This is a genomic window from Agrobacterium pusense (assembly GCF_013285525.1).
GTDB classification, from domain to species: Bacteria; Pseudomonadota; Alphaproteobacteria; order Rhizobiales; family Rhizobiaceae; genus Agrobacterium; species Agrobacterium pusense.
On record NZ_CP053857.1, the window covers coordinates 1,073,086 to 1,093,164 of the forward strand.

16 protein-coding genes are annotated in these 20,079 nt (G+C 59.5%); 10 read left to right on the plus strand and 6 right to left on the minus strand.

From position 1 onward, the window contains the following. Nucleotides 1-115 precede the first annotated feature (115 nt). Together HQN82_RS18555 and soxR are read left to right on the plus strand one after the other, a co-directional pair. A complete protein-coding gene (locus HQN82_RS18555; RefSeq protein WP_173615528.1) occupies nt 116-2,221 on the plus strand; it encodes a TonB-dependent receptor plug domain-containing protein in 2,106 nt (701 codons plus the stop codon). Nucleotides 2,222-2,377: 156 nt separating this feature from the next. Next, nucleotides 2,378-2,833: a redox-sensitive transcriptional activator SoxR gene (soxR, locus tag HQN82_RS18560; protein ID WP_173615529.1), complete on the plus strand. Its 456-nt coding sequence runs from the start codon at nt 2,378-2,380 to the stop codon at nt 2,831-2,833. Between the two features lie 30 nt (nt 2,834-2,863). On the opposite strand, the gene amyA is transcribed toward soxR, so the two are convergent. The 6 genes from amyA to HQN82_RS18590 form a co-directional block, all read right to left on the minus strand. After that, on the minus strand, nt 2,864-4,351 hold the full coding sequence (gene amyA / locus HQN82_RS18565; protein ID WP_173615530.1) for an alpha-amylase: 1,488 nt from the start codon (nt 4,349-4,351) through the stop codon (nt 2,864-2,866). 110 nt (nt 4,352-4,461) lie between these two features. Continuing rightward, a complete protein-coding gene (locus HQN82_RS18570; protein WP_173615531.1) occupies nt 4,462-6,189 on the minus strand; it encodes an acetyl/propionyl/methylcrotonyl-CoA carboxylase subunit alpha in 1,728 nt (575 codons plus the stop codon). Continuing rightward, nucleotides 6,186-7,796, minus strand: a complete 1,611-nt coding sequence (locus HQN82_RS18575; protein ID WP_173615532.1) for a 5-oxoprolinase subunit B/C family protein — start codon at nt 7,794-7,796, stop codon at nt 6,186-6,188. Before HQN82_RS18575 ends, HQN82_RS18570 begins: the two co-directional genes overlap by 4 nt. Nucleotides 7,797-7,803: 7 nt before the next feature. Further along, nucleotides 7,804-8,613 (minus strand): putative hydro-lyase, encoded by an 810-nt coding sequence (locus tag HQN82_RS18580; protein ID WP_006699918.1) that lies wholly within the window; start codon nt 8,611-8,613, stop codon nt 7,804-7,806. A gap of 11 nt (nt 8,614-8,624) precedes the next feature. Beyond that, the gene (locus HQN82_RS18585; RefSeq protein WP_173615533.1) at nt 8,625-9,392 is read right to left on the minus strand and encodes a LamB/YcsF family protein; all 768 of its coding nucleotides are present in this window, start codon (nt 9,390-9,392) and stop codon (nt 8,625-8,627) included. 22 nt (nt 9,393-9,414) lie between these two features. Then, on the minus strand, nt 9,415-10,656 hold the full coding sequence (locus HQN82_RS18590; protein ID WP_045534605.1) for an NRAMP family divalent metal transporter: 1,242 nt from the start codon (nt 10,654-10,656) through the stop codon (nt 9,415-9,417). A gap of 266 nt (nt 10,657-10,922) precedes the next feature. On the opposite strand from HQN82_RS18590, the gene HQN82_RS18595 reads away from it, so the two are divergent. From HQN82_RS18595 to nirD, 8 genes are all read left to right on the plus strand, one after another. Beyond that, nucleotides 10,923-11,588, plus strand: coding sequence for a GntR family transcriptional regulator (locus tag HQN82_RS18595; RefSeq protein ID WP_004437233.1), 666 nt, complete (start codon nt 10,923-10,925; stop codon nt 11,586-11,588). A gap of 100 nt (nt 11,589-11,688) precedes the next feature. Continuing rightward, on the plus strand, nt 11,689-12,276 hold the full coding sequence (locus HQN82_RS18600) for an ANTAR domain-containing response regulator (protein WP_006699921.1): 588 nt from the start codon (nt 11,689-11,691) through the stop codon (nt 12,274-12,276). A gap of 33 nt (nt 12,277-12,309) precedes the next feature. After that, nucleotides 12,310-13,605 (plus strand): CmpA/NrtA family ABC transporter substrate-binding protein, encoded by a 1,296-nt coding sequence (locus HQN82_RS18605; protein ID WP_173615534.1) that lies wholly within the window; start codon nt 12,310-12,312, stop codon nt 13,603-13,605. A 377-nt stretch (nt 13,606-13,982) separates the two neighbouring features. After that, a complete protein-coding gene (locus tag HQN82_RS18610; RefSeq protein WP_173615535.1) occupies nt 13,983-15,275 on the plus strand; it encodes a CmpA/NrtA family ABC transporter substrate-binding protein in 1,293 nt (430 codons plus the stop codon). A 113-nt stretch (nt 15,276-15,388) separates the two neighbouring features. After that, nucleotides 15,389-16,282 (plus strand): nitrate ABC transporter permease, encoded by an 894-nt coding sequence (ntrB, locus tag HQN82_RS18615; protein ID WP_173615536.1) that lies wholly within the window; start codon nt 15,389-15,391, stop codon nt 16,280-16,282. Nucleotides 16,283-16,295: 13 nt separating this feature from the next. Continuing rightward, entirely contained in the window at nt 16,296-17,093 is a 798-nt protein-coding gene (locus HQN82_RS18620) for an ABC transporter ATP-binding protein (RefSeq protein WP_173615537.1), read from the plus strand. Nucleotides 17,094-17,098: 5 nt separating this feature from the next. Further along, nucleotides 17,099-19,546, plus strand: a complete 2,448-nt coding sequence (gene nirB / locus HQN82_RS18625; protein WP_173615538.1) for a nitrite reductase large subunit NirB — start codon at nt 17,099-17,101, stop codon at nt 19,544-19,546. A 5-nt stretch (nt 19,547-19,551) separates the two neighbouring features. Then, nucleotides 19,552-19,887, plus strand: a complete 336-nt coding sequence (gene nirD / locus HQN82_RS18630; protein WP_173615539.1) for a nitrite reductase small subunit NirD — start codon at nt 19,552-19,554, stop codon at nt 19,885-19,887. The last annotated feature ends 192 nt before the right edge of the window (nt 19,888-20,079 follow it).

Sequence of the window (20,079 nt, forward strand, 5' to 3'; positions counted from 1 at the left end):
GAGCCCTTTTTGCAATTTCTAGAATTTAGAACTGTTCGAAAACAAACCTGTTGCGCCTGCACCCCCCTCGTAAATAAGTGGGGTGAAATTCTCAAGTTAAATGCGGGGGCATAACATGGAATTGAAGTACCGGGGCTGCAAAAAGGCTTCGATGACAATAAAGACTACTTTTTCGGCAGCAATGGCGGGAACCGCGTTAAATATTGCTCTGCCCGCTTTTGCGCAGCAGGCATCCGAAAATACCACTGTTCTTGAGCAGATCGTCGTCACCGCGTCCGGTTTCGAGCAGAATGTAAAAGACGCTCCGGCCAGCATCACCGTCGTCACACGGAAGGATCTGGAAAAGGGGGCGTATCGCGACCTGACTGACGCCTTGCGCGAAGTGCAGGGCGTGTCCGTCACCGGGATCGCCAATGAAAAGGATGTTTTCATCCGCGGCTTGCCGGGCGCCTATACGTTGATCCTCGTTGACGGCAAGCGGCAGAGCACACGCGATGCCCGCACGAATGGCAACTCCGGCTTCGAACAGAGCTTCGTGCCGCCGGTTTCGGCGATCGAACGTATCGAAGTGGTGCGCGGTCCCATGTCCTCACTTTATGGCTCGGATGCCATGGGCGGCGTGATCAACATCATCACCCGCAAGGTTGGCGACGTCTGGTCGGGCTCCGTCACCACCGAGGGCACGGTTCAACAGCATTCGAAATTCGGCAATAGCGGCCAGGTCTCCTGGTATGCGAACGGTCCGATCCTCAAGGACCAGCTTGGTCTGCAGCTCTGGGGCAGGGGCTTCACGCGCGGCGAAGACCGCATTTTGAGCGGGACCACCGGCGCCAAGGAATATGATTTCAACGGCCGCCTGACGTTTACGCCGAACGAAGATCACGACATCTATCTCGAGGGTGGCAAGACAAGGCTGCGCCGTAGCGCCGAGCCTGGCGAATCGCTCGCAGCCAATAGCGATGGCACCTACAACATCAACACGCGTGACCATTGGTCACTTTCACATACCGGCCGCTGGGGACCGACCACATCCGAATTCTCGTTGCAGCAGGAATGGGCGGAACGCACCAATTTCACCAGAAACATCCGAACCGGCCGCGTGACTGAAAATGCACGCTCGCCGGAGGTGCGCAATACCGTGCTCGATGGCAAGTTCACCACACCTTTCGAGCTCTTCGGCGACCACACACTGGTCACGGGCGGCCAATATTTCGAGGCACGGCTGACGGACCAGAACCCGGGCCGCCGTACCGGCCGGGACGAGACGTTTTCGGCCACGCAATGGGCTCTATTCCTTGAGGATGAGTGGCGCATCGTCGACAATTTCGCGCTGACGGGCGGGCTTCGCCTCGATAACCATGAAAAATACGGCAATCATTTCAGCCCGCGTCTATATGGCGTCTGGAGCGCCACGGAAGAGCTGACCATCAAGGGCGGCGTTTCCACCGGTTTCCGCGCACCGGAAATCCGTCAGATCGCGCCGGGTTATGCCTATACGACAGGTGGGGGCGGTTGCACCTATGGTCCGAGCGGCACTTGCGGTGTTATCATCGGCGATCCCAACCTCGAAGCGGAAAAAAGCACGAGTTACGAAGTGGCGGCACTTTGGGAGAATGGTGACGTCGCTCTGGGGGCCACCTATTTCTACACCGATTTCAAGGACAAGATTTCCAACGCCCTGGTGCTCAATCCCGATGGAACGCCTGTCCGCTGGAGCGAAGACCGCAACTACCGCCTCTGGTATAATTACAATATCGACGATGCGGTCATTCAGGGTGTGGAATTGACGGCGACCTGGTACGCGACGCCGGAACTGACGCTGCGCGGCAACTATACCTATACGCATTCCGAACAGAAGACCGGTGATTACCAAGGTTTTCCATTGGCGCGGACACCGGAACATATGGCCAATCTGCGCGGCGACTGGGTGACACCGATCGATGGTCTGGAAGCCTGGGCCTCGCTGAATTACCACGGATCGGAAATCAATGCCGGCCCGCGCATCGGCACGAACGGCACGCCGGTGACGATCAACGGCAAGGCCGGTCGAAAATATGACGCCTACACCACGCTGGATATCGGCGCGAAATATGCGGTCGCCGAAAATGTCGATCTCAATGCCGCCGTCTACAACGTGTTCGACAAGGATGTCGGCACCGACGATTTCAACACCGTCATGGAAGGCCGCCGTTTCTGGATCAGCATGACAGCGAAGTTCTGATCCAGGCCCGTTCGCGAAATTCGGAGGCGCCATCGGGCGCCTCTTTTTTTGACCGTTGGTCTATTGACCTCAACTATGGTTGAGGAATTATACCGGCTGCTCTTCGTTGTGTTTCCGCGTTTCCGAGCGGAAATCGGTCCGGAAGCAGGAGCCAGAATGGAAAATACCATACTCAAACACAGCCTGACGGTGGGAGAGGTTGCCCGCCGCAGTGGCATCGCCGTCTCCACCATCCATTTTTACGAGGCGAAGGGATTGATCGAGGGATGGCGCACCGCCGGCAATCAACGCCGTTATCATCGCGCCGTTCTGAGGCGCATCGCCATCATCCGCATTGCGCAGCGGGCGGGTATACAGCTGAGCATCATCAGGGAGGCGATGGCCGACCTGCCGCAGGATCGGGTGGCGACAACAGCCGACTGGCGCAGGTTCTCCCAATCCTGGCGGGAAATGCTCCAGCTTCGCATCAACAACCTAATCATGCTGCGCGACCAGCTTACCGGCTGTATCGGTTGCGGGTGCCTTTCACTGGATGATTGTCCGTTGCGCAATCCTAACGATGTTCTCGCCGATAACGGCGCAGGTCCGCGCCGCCTCGTCTCGGCAGAGTGAGCATAATTTTCGGACCGTTAGCCTTGTTGCTCACCCGGATTCGGCTGGCACCCAAACGCTGACACTGCCGCCATTGGTGGGGAAGACGCCCTTGCCGCTCTCATCGAGGGTGATCTCCTCTTGACGGTGCCCGAGGAAGTCGCGCCAGACCGCCCCTGCATGATCCGGACCGAGATCGACGTGCTTTTCCGCCGGCTCGCCATTTGACATCACCACGACACAGCCCGGCGCATCGGCGGTGCCATGGCGAATGAAGGCGATGCAGTTCGGGTCATCGAAAATGTCCGTCTGTACGCCATTGGCGAAACGGCTGCGCGCCTCTATGAGCTTCGGCAGGCATTCGATGGCCGGCATATCGATTTTGTACTCATTGCCGTCATTACCCGTGTCGGTATAGCTCGTGCCGAACAGATCGGGATAAAAAACGCAAGGGACGCCGTTTCCACGCAGCAATATGATCGCATAGGCGAGGGGCTTGAACCAGGGCTCCACCGGAGCCTCCAGCGATTGCAATGGCTGGGTGTCGTGGTTATCGACAAGCGTGACGGCGTGATCGGGAACGGCGGAAACAAGCGCACCATCGAAAATGCTGCGCATGTCAAAATCACCGCCCTGTTTCGACGCGTCGTGGAAGCTGTGGTGAAGGGCGACATCGAAAAGCATCAGCTGCTTGTCGACGAGTTCGAGATAGCTCTTCAAGGCCTCAAGATCGGGGTGCCAATATTCCGCTACGACGAAAAGATCGGGATCAATAGTCTCGCGCATATGGCCGACCCAGTCGCGGAAGAACCATGCCGGAATATGTTTTGCGGCGTCCAGCCGGAAGCCGTCCACCTGGACCTGCTCGGAAAGCCAGCGGCCCCAATATTTGAGCTCTTCATAGACGGCGCGATTGCGAAACTCGACATCCGCGCCCATCAGATAGTCGAAATTGCCGTTTTCCTGATCGACTTCCTCGTTCCACTCACCGTCGCCATATTCGTTGACGAGCCGGTAAATGCCGTCTTCGGTCGGTTCTTCGATGTGATCGACGCCGCTGAAACACCTGTGATCCCAGATGAACTTGGAGTGCGCGCCGCCTCGGCCGGGAAAGGTGAAACGTGTGTAAGCGAGTGCGGAAAAATCCTCGTCGTCGATTTCAGTTCGATCGTCGGGATTGACGCGGCGAACCCGTACCTTTTCCTTTTCATCCGCACCCATCTTGTGGTTGAGGACGACGTCGTGAATGACACGGATGCCATTGTCTTTCAGGGTCCTGGCCGCATGTTCAAGGGAACCGCGGTCACCATATTTCGTGGCGACGGTGCCCTTCTGGTCGAATTCACCGAGGTCGAAGAGATCGTAAGTGTCATAACCCACGGAATAGCCGCCGGCAGCGCCCTTGTAGGCGGGTGGCAGCCAGACGTCGGTAATGCCCATTTTGGCAAGGCTTTCGGCCTTCTCGGCCACCTCGCTCCATAGTTTCCCCCCGTCCGGATAATACCAATGGAAGAATTGAAGCAAGGTGCGTCCGGCCATATGTCCCTCACGATGGTTAGCAGGTCGCGCCATAAACGGCCCGGTGGCGAAAGGGTTCCGCCGCCGGTGCCGCGCGATCTGCGATTGTGAGGCCGATGCGCCGGTTTATATTAGCTGGCTATTTCGAGCACCGCCGCGCCCGCCTGCAGATAGTCGCCTTCTTTGCCGATGAGGCGGACCCTGCCGGCCCTGGTGGCGACAATCTGCGTCTCCATCTTCATTGCTTCCATGATTGCCAGGAGATCACCTTCCGAGACCGTGTCGCCATCTTTTACCTTGAAGGACTGCAAGGTGCCGGAAACGGGAGCAGTGATTTCACCCTCGTTCCTGTCGACCGCAGTGCCGGAAACGGACGCCTGGCCGCCGTTGACGCTGCCGAGGGAAAGGAGAATGCTGGGCAGGCCGACCGAAACACGCTTTCCGTCAATCTCGAGATAGGTTCGTGTCATGGAAGGATCGTCGGCCGGTGCCGGGCGCTCCATGGCGTCGGGCATGGCGGCAAAATCGGTTTCGATCCAGCGGGTGTGAACCTTGAACCCATCCGTGCCGATGAAGTCGTCCGTCTCGATCGCGGCGCGATGGAACGGAAGAACGGTCGCGATACCCTCGATACGGAATTCCTTCAGCGCGCGGCGGGCGCGGCGCAGAACCTGATCGCGGTCGACGCCGGTCACGATGAGCTTTGCCATCAGCGAGTCGAAGACTCCAGGCACGCTGGAGCCGCTGACGACGCCGCTATCCATGCGGATGCCGGGACCGGAAGGCGCATCGAAAACCGAGATCGAACCGGGCGTCGGCAGGAAGCCACGACCAGGGTCTTCGGCATTGATGCGGAATTCCATGGAGTGCCCGCGCGGTTCGGGCGTTTCGAGGACACGCAGCTTCTGGCCTTCGGCAATACGGAACTGTTCGATGACGAGATCGATGCCGGTGGTTTCCTCGGTGACAGGATGTTCCACCTGCAGGCGCGTATTGACCTCGAGGAAAGAAATGGTGCCGTCAACGCCGAGCAGGAATTCGACGGTGCCGGCGCCGGAATACCCGGCGGCAGCGCAGATCGCCTTGGCGGCGTCATGAATTTTTTGGCGCTGCTCATCGGACAGGAAGGGGGCGGGGGCCTCTTCGATCAGTTTCTGGTTCCGGCGTTGCAGCGAGCAGTCACGGGTGCCGAGGACAAGCACATTGCCGTGTTTATCGGCCAGAACCTGCGCTTCGATATGGCGCGGTCGGTCAAGGAAGCGCTCGAGAAAGCATTCGCCGCGACCGAAGGCGGCGGTTGCTTCGCGCACGGCGGATTCGTAGAGGTCGGCGATCTCCTCCATTTTCCACGCAACCTTCAGACCTCGGCCGCCACCGCCATGGGCGGCCTTGATGGCGACGGGCAGGCCGTGTTGTTCGGCAAAAGCGATGACTTCTGTGGCAGAAGAGACCGGACCGTCGCTGCCAGCCACCAGCGGTGCGCCGACGCCGGTGGCGATGCGCCGTGCCTCGACCTTGTCGCCGAGCGCCTCGATGACATGAGGATCCGGCCCGATCCAGATCAGGCCGGCATCGATGACGGCCTTTGCGAATTCCGCGCGTTCAGAAAGGAAGCCGTAACCCGGATGGACGGCATCTGCGCCGGCGCGTTTGGCAATCGATATCAGCTTGCTGATATCGAGATAAGTCTCGGCGGGCCGCACGCCCTCCAGCGCGTAGGCCTCATCCGCCAGCCGGACGAAAAGCGCGTCCTGATCGGGATCGGCATAAACGGCGACCGATTTCAGGCCGTAATCGCGACAGGCGCGGATGATGCGCACCGCGATCTCGCCGCGATTGGCAATCAGCACTTTTTTCATCGCTTTTCTCCTCGGGATTCTATGTTCCTGGCCGCGATTTCGGCAAAGGGGCCGATCGGGCGAAATTTGATTTTGGCGTTGACGGGGATCTGCCCGGCAAGATCGAGATGATATTCCGCTACCGCGCCGATGACAGGATAACCTCCGGTCAGCGGGTGATCGGCAAGGAAAAGGACCGGCTGGCCGCTATGGGGAATCTGGATCGCGCCCGTTGCCGTGCCTTCGCTCGGAAGCTCCGCGCTGTCCTTGCGTTCCACCGGCACGTCGCCGGAAAGGCGAATGCCGACCCGGTTCGATTGCGGGGTAACCTGCCAGAGCTGGCCAGTCAGCGTCTCGATACCCCTCTGCGTGAACCAGTCCGTTCGGGGCCCGAGAACGACATCCAGTGTCACGACTTCACCCGTTGCCGGCGGCTCGAAAGCCGGAACCTCGTCGATCGATACGCTGGAAAGGCCGGACGTCTCACCCTTAAGCGGCAGGATGGCGCCTGCACCGACCGGCTCCGGGCCGACAACGGCAAGTGTATCCGTCGCGAAACTGCCGAGCACCGGCTCGACATCGAAGCCACCGCGCACCGCAAGATAACAACGCATACCTTTCGGCGGCTGACCAAAAGTGACCACATCACCGGCCTCAAGGGAAACCGGTGCATGCGCCTTTGCCACGAAACTGCGATCTGCTGCCGTTATGGTGATGGGGCAGGGGGCGCCGGCTGTGCCAATGACTGCTCGGCTCGTGCTCCTGAACGAAAAACCGCCGAGCGTCAGTTCGAGGCACGGCGTATTGACCGGATTGCCGACGATACGGTTTGCGGCGTTGAACGCGCCGCGATCCAGCGCGCCAGAGGCCGATACGCCCTGTCCGGTCTGGCCAAAGCGGCCGAGATCCTGGAAAATTGCCGGCATCGGCGCGGCGAGCACCTCGAAATTCGGGCCGTCCTTTGTTTGCCCCTTTTCGCGCTGTGTCGGGGCTGGAATGTCGACTGTTCTGCCGGCCTTGTCCATATCGAAGAAACGCACCCGGTAACCCGGCTGGAAAAGCGCGCCGGGCTCACGGTCGATGTCCCACATCTTCACCGGCGTGGTGCCGATGATCTGCCAGCCGCCGGGGCTGTTTTGTGGGTAGACGCCGCTGAAAGCACCGGCCAATGCTACGGAGCCGGCCGGAATACGGGTGCGCGGGCTCTGCCGGCGGGGGACATGCAGCGCGGGATCACCTCCGACCAGATAACCAAAACCGGGAGCGAAGCCGCAGAAGGCAACGGTGAATTCGCTTTCGGTGTGCCGGCGGATAACCTCTTCGATGCTCAGGCCGGTCAGTTCGGCAACATCTGCAAGGTCTTCGCCATCATAACGGACGGGGATTTCGACAAGATTGTCCGACGGCGCGATCTTTGCCGAGAGATCGCGGCTCGCAAGCTGCGCAGCCAGCGCATCGGAGCCGATCTTCTCGGGCCGGAACCGGATCATCAGCGTGCGGGCAGCCGGCACCGTTTCTTCTATGCCTTCGATGGGATCGTTCTGCAGCGAGGCGAAAAGCGCCAGCGTTTCATCAAGATCGGCCAGTTCGACAAGAATGGTGGTGAGGCTGACGGGAAGAAAACGCATCATATCCTCACGCGTGATAGGCGGTGTCGGGAATGTCGGTGATGAACATGTGTCCCGGCGCATGGGTAATGGCGAAGGGCACACCGGATGCCATCACGGCTGCCTGTGGGGTCACGCCGCAGGCCCAGAACACTGGCACCTCACCGGGTTCGATCCGCACCGCGTCGCCGAAATCGGGCTTTGCGAGATCGGTAATGCCGATCTCCTCGGGCGCACCCACATGGACGGGCGAACCATGCACCGCTGGAAAACGCCCGGAAATCGTGGCAGCATCGGCCACGCGCGATGCCGGGATCGGCCGCATGGAAACGACCATATTGCCCTTCAGCCGACCGGCCGGACGGCAGGGGCGGTTGGTGAGATACATGGGCACATTGCTCTTGTCCGTCATATGGCGGATTTCGATGCCCGCTTCCACCATCGGCGTTTCGAAGGTGAAGCTGCAGCCGATCAGGAAGGCGACGAGATCATCGCGCTCCGCCCAGGCGGCGGTGGCGTCGGCCGTTTCCTCGACGAGCTTGCCGTCCCGCCAGATGCGGTAGAGCGGCAGGTCCGTTCTCAGATCAGCGCCGGGCGCGAGCAGCGTTGTCGGCGAACCGGGATCGGAGACATCCAGCACCGGGCAGGGCTTGGGATTGCGTTGCGCATAAAGCAGGAAATCGAAAGCCCAGTCGCGCGGCAGCACGATCATGTTCGCCTGCGTGAAGCCGGGCGCGATGCCTGAGGTAGGGGCGACAAGACCGCCGCGATAGGTGGCGCGGGCCTTGCGGGCGGCGTCCGCGTCCGTGTGATTGAGATAGGATGTGGGTATCGTCATCGGCTATCCTTTCAGCGATTGGATGCAAAAGAGCGGATGTCGATGCCATCAGCCTCGAAGCGCCGGCGTATTTCCTGGGCGATGGCGACCGCACCGGGGCTGTCGCCATGTACACAGATGGATTGCGCCTCGATTTTTATAATACTGCCATCGATCGCCTCCAGCGTGCCTTCGCGGGCAAGCTGCACCATGCGGTCGGCAATTTTTGCCGCGTCATGCAACACGGCACCGGCTTCCCGGCGGGAAACGAGCTGGCCCTGAGGCGTATAGGCGCGGTCGGCAAAAGCTTCGGCAACGACGGCAAGACCGGACTTGCGGGCGAGATCGAGGATGGGCGCGTTCGCAAGGCCCATCAACACCAGTGAAGGATCGATCGCCTTGATGCCGTCGATCACGGCCTGCCCCTGTTTCGCATCATTGGCGATGCGGTTGTAAAGCGCGCCATGCGGCTTCACGTAACGCACCGTGGTGCCCGCAGCGGCGGCAACACCCTTCAGCGCGCCTATCTGGTAGATGACATCGGCAATCAGTTCTTCCGAGGTGGCGTCCAGATCGCGGCGGCCGAAGCCGACGCGGTCAGGATAGGAGACATGGGCGCCAACGACCACGCCCTTTTCGGCAGCGGCCTTGACGGTGCGGTAGATGCCGGCCGGGTCGCCTGCGTGAAATCCGCAGGCAATGTTGGCACTGGAAACGATAGCGAGCATTGCCTCGTCATCACCCATGCGCCATGCGCCGTAACTTTCGCCAAGATCGCTGTTGAGATCGATAGCGGCCATGTTTGCCTCCCTTGGTTTTTGCTTACAGGCCGAGCAGGCCGAAGATGGTGCCGGCTGACTTGTAGCCCATGTACCATGTCAATGCGCAAGTCAGAACGCCGAGTACCAGCAGAACACGCGAGTAGCGGTGGCCGCCCATCAGGTCTTCACGTTTCCATGCGGCAAACAGGAAGATGCTGAGGCCGATGGGCAGAATGAGGCCGTTCAGGCCGCCGACAAAGACCAGCATGGCGGCGGGCGGCGTCGTGATCAGCAGGTAGCAGACGAGCGAGACCGCGATGAAAACGACCGTCGCCATGTTGCGGGCACGTTCGGTCATGTCCTGCTTGAAAACGGGCAGGAATGAAACGGAGGTATAGGCTGCGCCGATGACGCTGGTAATAGCCGCTGCCCAGAAGATGACGCCGAAGAGGCGGAAGCCGAGATCGCCTGCGGCCGAACGAAAGGCCTGCGCAGCCGGGTTGGCGGCCTGGCTGGAAGTGTCGATGATGACACCGCTGGCGACGACGCCGAGAATGGCGAGGAACAGCACATAACGCATGACGCCGGTGACGGCGATGCCGGTCAGCGCGGCGCGGTTGACGGCCGGCAGGTTTTCGATGCCAACCATGCCGCGATCCAACAGCCGATGCGCGCCGGAATAGGTGATATACCCGCCAACAGTGCCGCCGACGATGGTGGTGATGGTCGCAAAATTGATCGTGTCCGGCAGAAAGGTCTGGCGGAAAGCGTCGCCCACCGGTGGCGCGGAAACGAAGGCCACATAGAGCGTAAGCACAATCATCAGGATGCCGGCGAAAATGATGAACCGGTCGACCGCAAGGCCCGCGCGCTTGGAAACGAAGATGGCGATGGAGAAGACAGCGCTGATGGCGCCACCGATTTTCGGATCAAGTCCGAAAATGGCGTTGAGACCAAGGCCGGTGCCGCCAATATTGCCGATGTTGAAGAAAAGACCGCCAACAATGACGAGGATGGCCAGAAGATAACCGGAACCGGGAATGGCAGCGTTTGCGATATCGGATGCGCGCATGCGCGTCAGCGTGACGATACGCCAGATGTTGAGCTGAACGACGAAGTCGATGAGAATGGAGGCGAGGATGCCGAAGGCAAAGGCGGCGCCCAGCTGCGTGGTGAATGTCGCCGTTTGGGTAATGAATCCCGGACCGATGGCGGATGTGGCCATCAGGAAGATCGCTCCCAGAAGCGATGCGCGTTTTGAAATTTTTAGATCGGCAGTCGGGGTGAGCTTATTCTGCTCCATGGATTTTCTCCGCTCCATTTGCAATCCGCCCCTCGCGGATGCTTTATGAGAGTGAGTTTGTCCTGTTCCGCGAAATTGTCAATATTGTTCAACAATAAATAATAATCGTTCTCTTATTTTGTCTATTTGTTGGACGTTATGCGCATGAATTCAGCATGTTTTTTTCGTGCTTTGCTAATGCTTTGTGCTATGGGCAGAACATGCCGTGTCCGAACATGCCTGTCACGGAATTCCCGATGCTGCATTGCTCTTAGGAAAGGAGCGCCATGACGGAAACGATAGAGGGTCTGCCGCTTGCGGATCGATTGGCCAAGGGTATTCGTACCCTGCTGATATCAGGTGAGCTGGCGCCGGGTCAGCGCCTGTCAGAGGCAGCCTTCAGTGAACGTTTCGATGTCTCCCGCAATTCGCTGCGCGAAGCATTCCGCCTTTTGACCAAGGACGGGCTTCTGCGTCATGAGGCCAATCGCGGTGTGTTCGTCGCAGTCCCCACCATGTCCTCGGTCATCGATATTTACCGGGTGCGGCGCATGGTCGAGTGTGGAGCATTACGTCAGGCCTGGCACAAGCACCCCGCGATCAAAACGATGCGGGCAGCGGTCGAGGATGCGAAGGTAAAGCGTGAGGCTGCTGATTGGCTGGGCGTGGGTAGCGCCAACATGAAATTTCATGCCGCTGTCGTCGATCTCCTCGACAGTGCCCGGATCAGCGACTTTTACGAGCGTATCGCCGCTGAACTCCGGCTGTGTTTCGGCCTCTTGAAAGATCCCGAACAGCTTCATTCTCCATTTGTCGACATGAACAGCAAGATCCTGTCACTGATGGAGGAAGGCAAGGCGCAGGAAGCGGGCGACGAGATGGACACCTATCTCAATCTTTCAGAGCGTACGGTCCTGAAAGCGCTCGAACGTGCCGTGGAACACGCCTCCTGACATAGCGGGCGGCGGCGGCGAAACGTCTCGTGCCGTACTGTTTCACTTTTGCCGATCAGGGCGATTGCCAAGTTTGCTGCGCTGCGTCATCAATGCTGACATGACGCTTCGCGACCTGACAATTCTCGTTATCGACGAAAACGCGATCCGCGCTTCCATCATAGAGGAGGGCCTGCGCGAGGCGGGCTATCAGCGCGTTACCGTCATCCACGAGGTGAACGGGGTGGCGCGCACCATCGAGACGCTGCAGCCTGATGTCATTTTCATCGATCTTGAAAATCCAAATCGTGACATGATGGAGCATCTGTTTCAGCTCACCCGCACGGTTGGCCGGCCCATCGCCATGTTTGTCGATCGTTCCGACACCGCCTCCATCGAGGCAGCCGTGGAGGCCGGTGTCTCCGCCTATGTGGTGGACGGGTTGAAGAAAGAGCGTGTGAAACCGATTCTCGATATGGCGGTCAGCCGCTTCAATGCTTTCAGCCGCCTGCAGCGGGAGCTGGCCGATGCGAAATCGGCGCTTGAGGAGCGCAAGGTCATCGAACGCGCCAAAGGCATATTGATGAAGATGCGCGGCCTTTCCGAAGAAGAGGCCTTTGCACTTCTGCGGCAAACGGCAATGAACGAGAAGAAGAAGATTTCCGAGATCGCGCAAAGCGTGGTCACCGCGGCCGGTCTGTTGATGTGACGAAGACCAGCCGGACAGCGTGGAGTGAATAACATGGCGGCACCGGAACAAGCGGCAGGACCAGACAGCGGAGCGACGAAAGCCCCGGGCGCTCCGGCAAGGGTCGGCAGTGACCGGCAGAAAATCCTGCGTGCTGGCTTTATACCCCTTGTTGACGCATCGGTTCTTATCGCAGCGGCCGAATTCGGCTTTGCAGAACGTGAGGGCATTACGCTCGATCTCGTGAAAGACGTTTCCTGGGCAAATGTGCGTGACCGGCTGGCGTTCCGGCAATTCGACATTGCCCATATGCTGTCGCCAATGCCCGTTGCCTCCATGCTCGGGCTCGGTTCCAACCCTTCGCCGACGATTACGCCTTTTTCACTCGGACGCGGCGGCAATGCGATCACGCTTTCGACCCGCCTGTTTGACCGCATGAAGGCCGTGACCGGACTTTCCGAAACGGCGGGAGCGCTCGAAAATGCCGAGGCGCTGAAGCGTGTGCTCGATGATATGCGTGCCCGCGGCGAGCCGCCACCGACGCTTGGCATGACCTACCCGTTTTCCTCGCATAATTACGAATTTCGCTACTGGCTTGCCGCTGGTGGCATTCATCCCGATAACGATGTCAAGCTTGTGGTCGTGCCGCCGCCGTTGACATCGGATGCGCTCGCTGCGGGAGCGATTGACGGTTTCTGCGTTGGAGCGCCGTGGAATATCGTCGCCGCCGAACGCGGTGTCGGCCGGATCGTTGCCGCCAAGCAGGATTTGTGGCCTTCCGCACCCGAAAAGGTCATCGGCATGCGGCCCGAATGGGCGGAAAACCAACAAGAAGCGGTCGGACGGCTGCTGACGGCGCTTGATGCGGCCGCGCGCTGGTGCGACCTTGCAGAAAATCACGATGAACTAAGCCGGGCCCTTGCCGATCCGCGTTACATCGGAGCTCCTGAGGCGATTATCCGTCGTGTGCTTGCCGGTGAATTCAGCATTGATAGCCGGGGGAATAGGCGCGTGATCGACAAATATTTCACCTTTCATGGCGGCCATGCGAACTATCCCCGGCAAAGTCAGGCTTTGTGGATTTACAGCCAGATGATCCGCTGGGGGCAGGCGGAATTTTCTCGCAAAGGTGTGGCGGCCGCCTTGTCTTCCTACCGGCCGGATATTTACCGGGCGGTGCTGGGCGACGCCAATGCACCTGATGATGCCGATATCCGTGTCGAAGGGCAGGAAGAGGGTGATCGTTTCGTAGATGGCCTCATATTCGATCCCGCCGACATAGAAGGCTATGTGAAGAAATTTTCAGTACGTACATCTACGGCTGTTTCTCACGCTTCCGGTGAGGCATAAACGGTCCCCAAGCTGGTCAAGCTGCATAAAATTCAAGCGCGGGATTTCTCCATTGCCCAAATGCAAGCCAAGAAAATCTCTGACTAAAGTTTAATCGCACAGCTCATCTTCTGAAATACTCCTTTATTTTCAGTGATTTAATTCGATCTCGATAAACTGGCACGCCTTTTGCTTTTTGTTTTTCGCACCGGTCAACGGCGATCGGAGCTAGCAGGGCGCGGCATAGGCGCTTTCAAAGACACAGACGTCGCAAGGTTTTGCAGTCCGGACTTCTCCCGTCCGCAGACGCAAACACCGAGCGGCGTTTTTTTATTTTCCGGTTTTTTCGCAAGCGAAAACGTCACCTGCACAGGTGGCCCAATAAGGGGAACATGCGAATGAAAAAGATATTCTCCGGCGATGTCAGCCGCCGCACGATACTGCAGACGACAGCCGCGGCAGCCCTTGTCAGCGCCGTACGCGTGGCCTTTCCATCCGGTGCATTCGCGGCAGCCGCTGAGCCGGAAGTGAAAGGTGCGAAAATCGGTTTTATCGCGCTTACCGACGCCGCACCGCTCGTTATCGCCGCGGAAAAGGGCCTCTTCGCCAAGCATGGCATGCCTGACGTCGAGGTTCTGAAGCAGGCGTCATGGGGCGCAACGCGCGACAATCTGGTGCTCGGCGGCGCCTCGAACGGTATTGACGGCGCGCATATTCTGACGCCGATGCCGTATCTGATGCATACGGGCAAGGTAACCCAGAACAATGTGCCGGTGCCGATGACAATCCTCGCCCGCCTGAACCTCGACAACCAGGGCATCTCCGTCGCCAGGGAATATGCAGATACCGGCGTTCAACTCGATGCCTCCAAACTGAAGGCGGCGTTCGAGAAGAAGAAGGCAGAAGGCAAGGAAATCAAGGCCGCGATGACGTTCCCCGGCGGCACGCATGATCTCTGGATCCGCTATTGGCTTGCCGCCGGCGGTATCGATCCCGACAAGGACGTTTCCACCATCGTCGTTCCGCCGCCGCAGATGGTCGCCAATATGAAGGTTGGCAACATGGACGTCTTCTGTGTGGGCGAGCCCTGGAACGAGCAGCTGGTCAATCAGGGCATCGGCTTTACTGCCTGTACGACAGGCGAACTCTGGAAGGGCCATCCGGAAAAGGCGCTCGGCATGCGCGCCGACTGGGTGGAAAAGAACCCCAACGCCACCAAGGCGCTGCTGATGGCGGTCATTGAAGCACAGATGTGGTGTGACGAGATGGCGAACAAGGAGGAAATGTCCACCATCCTCGGCAAACGCCAGTGGTTCAACGTGCCGCCGAAGGATGTGCTTGGCCGCCTGAAGGGCAATATCAACTACGGCAACGGCCGCGTGCTCGAAAATACCGGCCTGCAGATGAAGTTCTGGCAGGACCATGCCTCCTATCCCTTCCACAGCCACGACAGCTGGTTCATCGCGGAAAACATCCGCTGGGGCAAATTTGCACCCGATACGGATGTGAAGGCGCTGGTTGCGAAGGTGAATCGAGAGGATATCTGGCGCGCGGCCGCCAAGGATCTCGGCGTAACCGATCTTCCCGCCTCCACCTCGCGCGGCAAGGAAACCTTCTTCGACGGCAAGGTCTTCGACCCGGAGAATCCGTCGGCCTATCTCGAAAGCCTGTCCATCAAGGCGGCCTCCTGACGAGGAGACCCGGGCGTCGCCCTTCATCCGCCGGCCGCGCTTCCCAACCGGTGCGGCTGAAGACCGGGTGAGGGGCGAGCCCAGACCGCAACCGACATCAAGAGGAAATGCCCATGTCCGCATTGGCCCGAAAATTCAACGAAGAGCCGCAGCAGCAGGCAGCGAAGAAGGCAAATGTCGTGGCGCTTGCGCCGAAACAGTCGCCGCGGATTGATCTGCGCAAATGGGGGGTGGTAGCGGCCCGCAACATCATCCCGCCGTTTGTCGTTCTCGCCATTCTGCTTGCTGTCTGGCAGCTGCTCTGTTCCGCCCCCGGCGCCTCCCTGCCGCCGCCGAGCCAGGTTTTCGAGGAGAGCTACGATCTCATCGTATCGCCGTTCTTCCATAACGGCTCGCAGGATATAGGTCTCGGCCTGCGCGTGCTGGTCTCGCTGGAGCGGGTGGCCTACGGTTTCGGTCTTGCCGCCATCGCCGGCATCATTCTCGGGGCTGTCATCGGCCAGTCGGTTTGGGCGATGCGCGGGCTCGATCCGATCTTTCAGGTTCTGCGCACCGTGCCGCCGCTCGCCTGGCTACCGCTTTCACTGGCCGCCTTTCAGGACAGCAATCCGTCGGCCATTTTCGTGATCTTCATCACCTCCATCTGGCCGGTCATCATCAATACCGCAGTCGGCGTGCGCAATATTCCGCAGGACTACCGCAATGTCGCGCAGGTGCTGCGGCTGAACCAGCTGGAATTCTTCTTCAAGATCATGCTGCCTTCGGCGGCACCCTACATCTTCACCGGCCTGCGCATCGGCATCGGCCTTTCGTGGCTTGCGATCGTGGCGGCGGAAATGCTGACCGGCGGCGTCGGCATCGGCTTCTTCATCTGGGATGCGTGGAATTCCTCGCGCCTGCCCGACATCATCGTGGCACTCGCCTACATCGGCGTCGTCGGCTTCGTGCTCGACAAGCTGGTGGCGGCGCTCGGCAAGGTCATCACCCGCGGCGCTGCGGCAAATTAAGAGGGCGACGATCATGAACGCTTATCTGAAGCTCGATCACATCGACAAATATTTCGACAAGGGCGGTTCGCGCGCCGAGGTGCTGAAAGGCATCAACCTCACTATCGAAAAGGGTGAATTCGTCTCCGTCATCGGCCATTCCGGTTGCGGCAAATCCACCATGCTGAACCTCATCGCCGGACTGACGAAAGTGTCTGCCGGTGCCGTTCTGCTCGAAAACCGCGAGGTCAACGAGCCCGGCCCGGAACGTGCCGTCGTGTTCCAGAACCACAGCCTGCTGCCCTGGCTTTCGGTTTATGAAAACGTCAACCTCGCCGTCGAGAAGGTCTTCCGCAACACCAAGACCCGGACCGAGCGGCATGACTGGGTCATGCGCAATCTCGATCTCGTGCAGATGGCCCATGCCAAGGACAAGAAACCGTCTGAAATTTCCGGCGGCATGAAACAGCGCGTCGGCATTGCCCGCGCGCTCGCCATGGAGCCCAAGATCCTGCTGCTCGACGAGCCTTTCGGTGCGCTAGACGCGCTGACCCGCGCCCATCTTCAGGACGCGGTGATGGAAATTCACACCCGGCTTGGCAACACCATGGTCATGATCACCCATGATGTCGACGAGGCAGTGCTGCTCTCAGACCGTATCGTGATGATGACCAATGGTCCTGCCGCCCATATCGGCGAAGTGCTTGAGGTGCCGCTGGCACGCCCGCGCAACCGCATCGAGCTTGCATCCGACAAGACCTACCTCAAATGCCGCGAGGCCGTGCTGAAGTTCCTTTACGAACGTCACCGCTTCGTCGAAGCTGCGGAGTAACGACCATGACGCAAAAACTCGTCATCATCGGCAATGGCATGGCGCCGGGACGCATGCTGGAGAACCTGTTCGTAACAGCTCCCGGCCTTTACGACGTCACCATTTTCAACGCCGAGCCGCGCGTCAATTATGACCGCATCATGCTCTCGCCGGTGCTTTCTGGCGAAAAAAGCTATGAAGACATCGTCATTCATAATGACGAATGGTATGCGGCTAACAATGTCACGCTGCACAAGGGCGCGAAGGTCACCGGCATCGACCGCGACAGGAAGACCGTGACCAGCGAAAACGGCATCACGGTTTCCTACGACAAGCTGGTGATCGCCACCGGTTCGTTGCCTTTCATCATTCCGGTTCCCGGCCACCAATTGCCGGGCGTGCTCGCCTATCGCGATCTCGACGATGTGACGAAGATGCTGGAAATCGCTGAAGGCAAGGGCCGCGCCATCGTCATCGGCGCGGGTCTTCTCGGGCTGGAAGCGGCTTATGGCCTCAAGCGTCAGGGCATGGATGTCACCGTCATCCACCTGATGCCGACGATCATGGAGCGCCAGCTCGATCCGGCAGCGGCCTATCTTCTCGAAAAGGCGCTCAATGAGCGCGGCATCGACATCATTACCAAGGCCAATACCAAATGCATTCTGGGTGAGGAGAAGGTCGAGGGCATTGAGCTGGAAGACGGCCGTGTCATCAAGGGTGACATGGTGGTGATGGCGGTCGGCATCCGCCCGGCCTCGGGTCTCGCCAAGGAAGCCGGTCTTGCCGTCAATCGCGGTATCGTCGTTGACGATGGCATGATGACGTCGGACGCCTCGATCTATGCGCTCGGCGAATGCGCGGAACATCGCGGCATCTGTTACGGACTGGTTGCGCCGCTGTATGAATCGGCCCGGGTGCTGGCTGACCGCCTTTGCGGCGGTTCGGCCGAATATCATGGCTCCGTCACCAATACGAAACTGAAGGTCACCGGCATCAACCTGTTCTCCGCGGGTGATTTCGCCGAAGGTGATGACCGCGAGGAAATCGTGCTGCGAGACGCCACGGCCGGCATCTATAAGCGCCTCATCCTGAAAGAAAACCGCATCATCGGTGCGGTGCTTTACGGCGAGACGGCGGATGGGTCGTGGTTCTTCGACCTGATGAAGAAGTCCACCGATATTTCCGCCATGCGCGAAACCCTCATTTTCGGCCAGGCCTATCAGGGAGGGTCGCCGCTGGACCCTATGGCGGCCGTTGCAGCCTTGCCGGATGATGCGGAAATCTGCGGCTGCAACGGCGTCTGCAAGGGCAAGATCACCTCGGTCATCACCTCCAAGGGGCTGACCTCTCTGGACGATGTGCGCGCCCACACCAAGGCGTCGGCCTCCTGTGGCAATTGCACCGGCCTTGTCGAACAGCTGATGACGCTGACGCTCGGCGACAGTTATAACCCCGCTGCCGTGCAGCCCATGTGCAAATGCACCGATCTCGGCCACGACGATGTACGCCGTCTCATCAAGGCCAAGGGTCTTAAGACTATTCCAGCCGTGATGCAGGAACTGGAATGGAAAACCTCCTGCGGCTGCGCCAAATGCCGGCCGGCGCTCAACTATTACCTCGTCTGCGATTTTCCGGACGAATATGCCGATGACTATCAGTCGCGTTATATCAATGAGCGCGTCCACGCCAATATCCAGAAGGATGGCACCTATTCCGTCGTGCCGCGTATGTGGGGCGGCGTTACCTCTTCCTCCGAGCTACGGGCGATTGCCGATGTGGTCGACAAGTTCGAAATCCCGATGGTGAAAGTGACGGGTGGCCAGCGCATCGATCTTCTCGGCATCGAGAAGGAGGATTTGCCCGCCGTCTGGGCCGATCTCGGCAAGGCCGGGTTCATTTCCGGCCAGGCCTATGCCAAGGGCTTGCGCACCGTGAAGACCTGTGTCGGCCAGCAATGGTGCCGTTTCGGCACGCAGGATTCCACCGGGCTTGGCATTCGCATCGAAAAATTCATGTGGGGCTCGTGGACACCCGCCAAGCTGAAGCTTGCCGTTTCCGGCTGTCCGCGCAACTGCGCCGAGGCCACCTGCAAGGATATCGGCGTCATCTGCGTCGATTCCGGGTTCGAAATCCATTTCGCCGGCGCCGCCGGTCTCGATATCAAGGGCACGGAAGTTCTGGGTCTTGTCAGAACCGAGGATGAGGCGCTGGAGCATATCGTGGCGCTCACCCAGATGTACCGTGAGCAGGCGCGTTACCTTGAGCGCATCTATAAATGGGCCAAGCGCATCGGTTACGACGAGGTTCGCCGCCAGATCATGGGCGATGCCGAAAAGCGCAAAGCCTATTTCGAACGCTTCGTCTTCAGCCAGAAATTCGCGCAGGTCGATCCCTGGTCGGAACGTGTGTCCGGTCATGACAAGCACGAATTCAGGCCCATGGCGGCAATCGGTTTCAGCGAGGCGGCGGAGTGAGAACGATGGACAGCAACTGGATCGATATTGGTGACATCTCCGACATCCCACTACGCGGCGCGCGGTGCGTAAAAACGCCGATGGGCAAGATCGCCGTGTTCCGCACAGCGGAAAATCATGTCTTCGCCATCGAGGATCATTGCCCGCACAAGGGCGGGCCGTTGAGCCAAGGCATCGTGCATGGTGCTTCAGTGACGTGTCCGCTGCACAATTGGGTCATTTCGCTGGAGACCGGCAAAGCGCTGGGGGCAGACGAGGGCGAGGTGCGGACCATCCCGGTGCGTAATCTGGATGGCTGGCTTTCGATAGCGCTTGAAACGCTGATGATTGCGGCGGAGTGATTTTCGATGGCGTTGAAGATACCCCCCTCTGTCCTGCCGGACATCTCCCCCACAAGGGGGGAGATCGACAAGGTGAATGCTCCCAGCATCTCTACCGGCGGCGGCGCGAGCTGTGAATGGAAGCCCGTGCCACAGTTGATCTCCCCCCTTGTGGGGGAGATGTCCGGCAGGACAGAGGGGGGTAAGCGCCAC

What these genes read in the sequence shown, in the direction of transcription:
- ntrB (WP_173615536.1), top strand. Translation starts at nt 15,389, where the DNA reads ATGTCCGCATTGGCCCGAAAATTCAACGAAGAGCCGCAGCAGCAGGCA.
- nirD (WP_173615539.1), top strand. Translation starts at nt 19,552, where the DNA reads ATGGACAGCAACTGGATCGATATTGGTGACATCTCCGACATCCCACTA.
- HQN82_RS18600 (WP_006699921.1), top strand. Translation starts at nt 11,689, where the DNA reads ATGACGCTTCGCGACCTGACAATTCTCGTTATCGACGAAAACGCGATC.
- nirB (WP_173615538.1), top strand. Translation starts at nt 17,099, where the DNA reads ATGACGCAAAAACTCGTCATCATCGGCAATGGCATGGCGCCGGGACGC.
- HQN82_RS18605 (WP_173615534.1), top strand. Translation starts at nt 12,310, where the DNA reads ATGGCGGCACCGGAACAAGCGGCAGGACCAGACAGCGGAGCGACGAAA.
- HQN82_RS18580 (WP_006699918.1), bottom strand. Translation starts at nt 8,613, where the DNA reads ATGACGATACCCACATCCTATCTCAATCACACGGACGCGGACGCCGCC.
- HQN82_RS18575 (WP_173615532.1), bottom strand. Translation starts at nt 7,796, where the DNA reads ATGCGTTTTCTTCCCGTCAGCCTCACCACCATTCTTGTCGAACTGGCC.
- HQN82_RS18555 (WP_173615528.1), top strand. Translation starts at nt 116, where the DNA reads ATGGAATTGAAGTACCGGGGCTGCAAAAAGGCTTCGATGACAATAAAG.
- amyA (WP_173615530.1), bottom strand. Translation starts at nt 4,351, where the DNA reads ATGGCCGGACGCACCTTGCTTCAATTCTTCCATTGGTATTATCCGGAC.
- HQN82_RS18590 (WP_045534605.1), bottom strand. Translation starts at nt 10,656, where the DNA reads ATGGAGCAGAATAAGCTCACCCCGACTGCCGATCTAAAAATTTCAAAA.
- HQN82_RS18595 (WP_004437233.1), top strand. Translation starts at nt 10,923, where the DNA reads ATGACGGAAACGATAGAGGGTCTGCCGCTTGCGGATCGATTGGCCAAG.
- HQN82_RS18610 (WP_173615535.1), top strand. Translation starts at nt 13,983, where the DNA reads ATGAAAAAGATATTCTCCGGCGATGTCAGCCGCCGCACGATACTGCAG.
- HQN82_RS18570 (WP_173615531.1), bottom strand. Translation starts at nt 6,189, where the DNA reads ATGAAAAAAGTGCTGATTGCCAATCGCGGCGAGATCGCGGTGCGCATC.
- HQN82_RS18585 (WP_173615533.1), bottom strand. Translation starts at nt 9,392, where the DNA reads ATGGCCGCTATCGATCTCAACAGCGATCTTGGCGAAAGTTACGGCGCA.
- soxR (WP_173615529.1), top strand. Translation starts at nt 2,378, where the DNA reads ATGGAAAATACCATACTCAAACACAGCCTGACGGTGGGAGAGGTTGCC.
- HQN82_RS18620 (WP_173615537.1), top strand. Translation starts at nt 16,296, where the DNA reads ATGAACGCTTATCTGAAGCTCGATCACATCGACAAATATTTCGACAAG.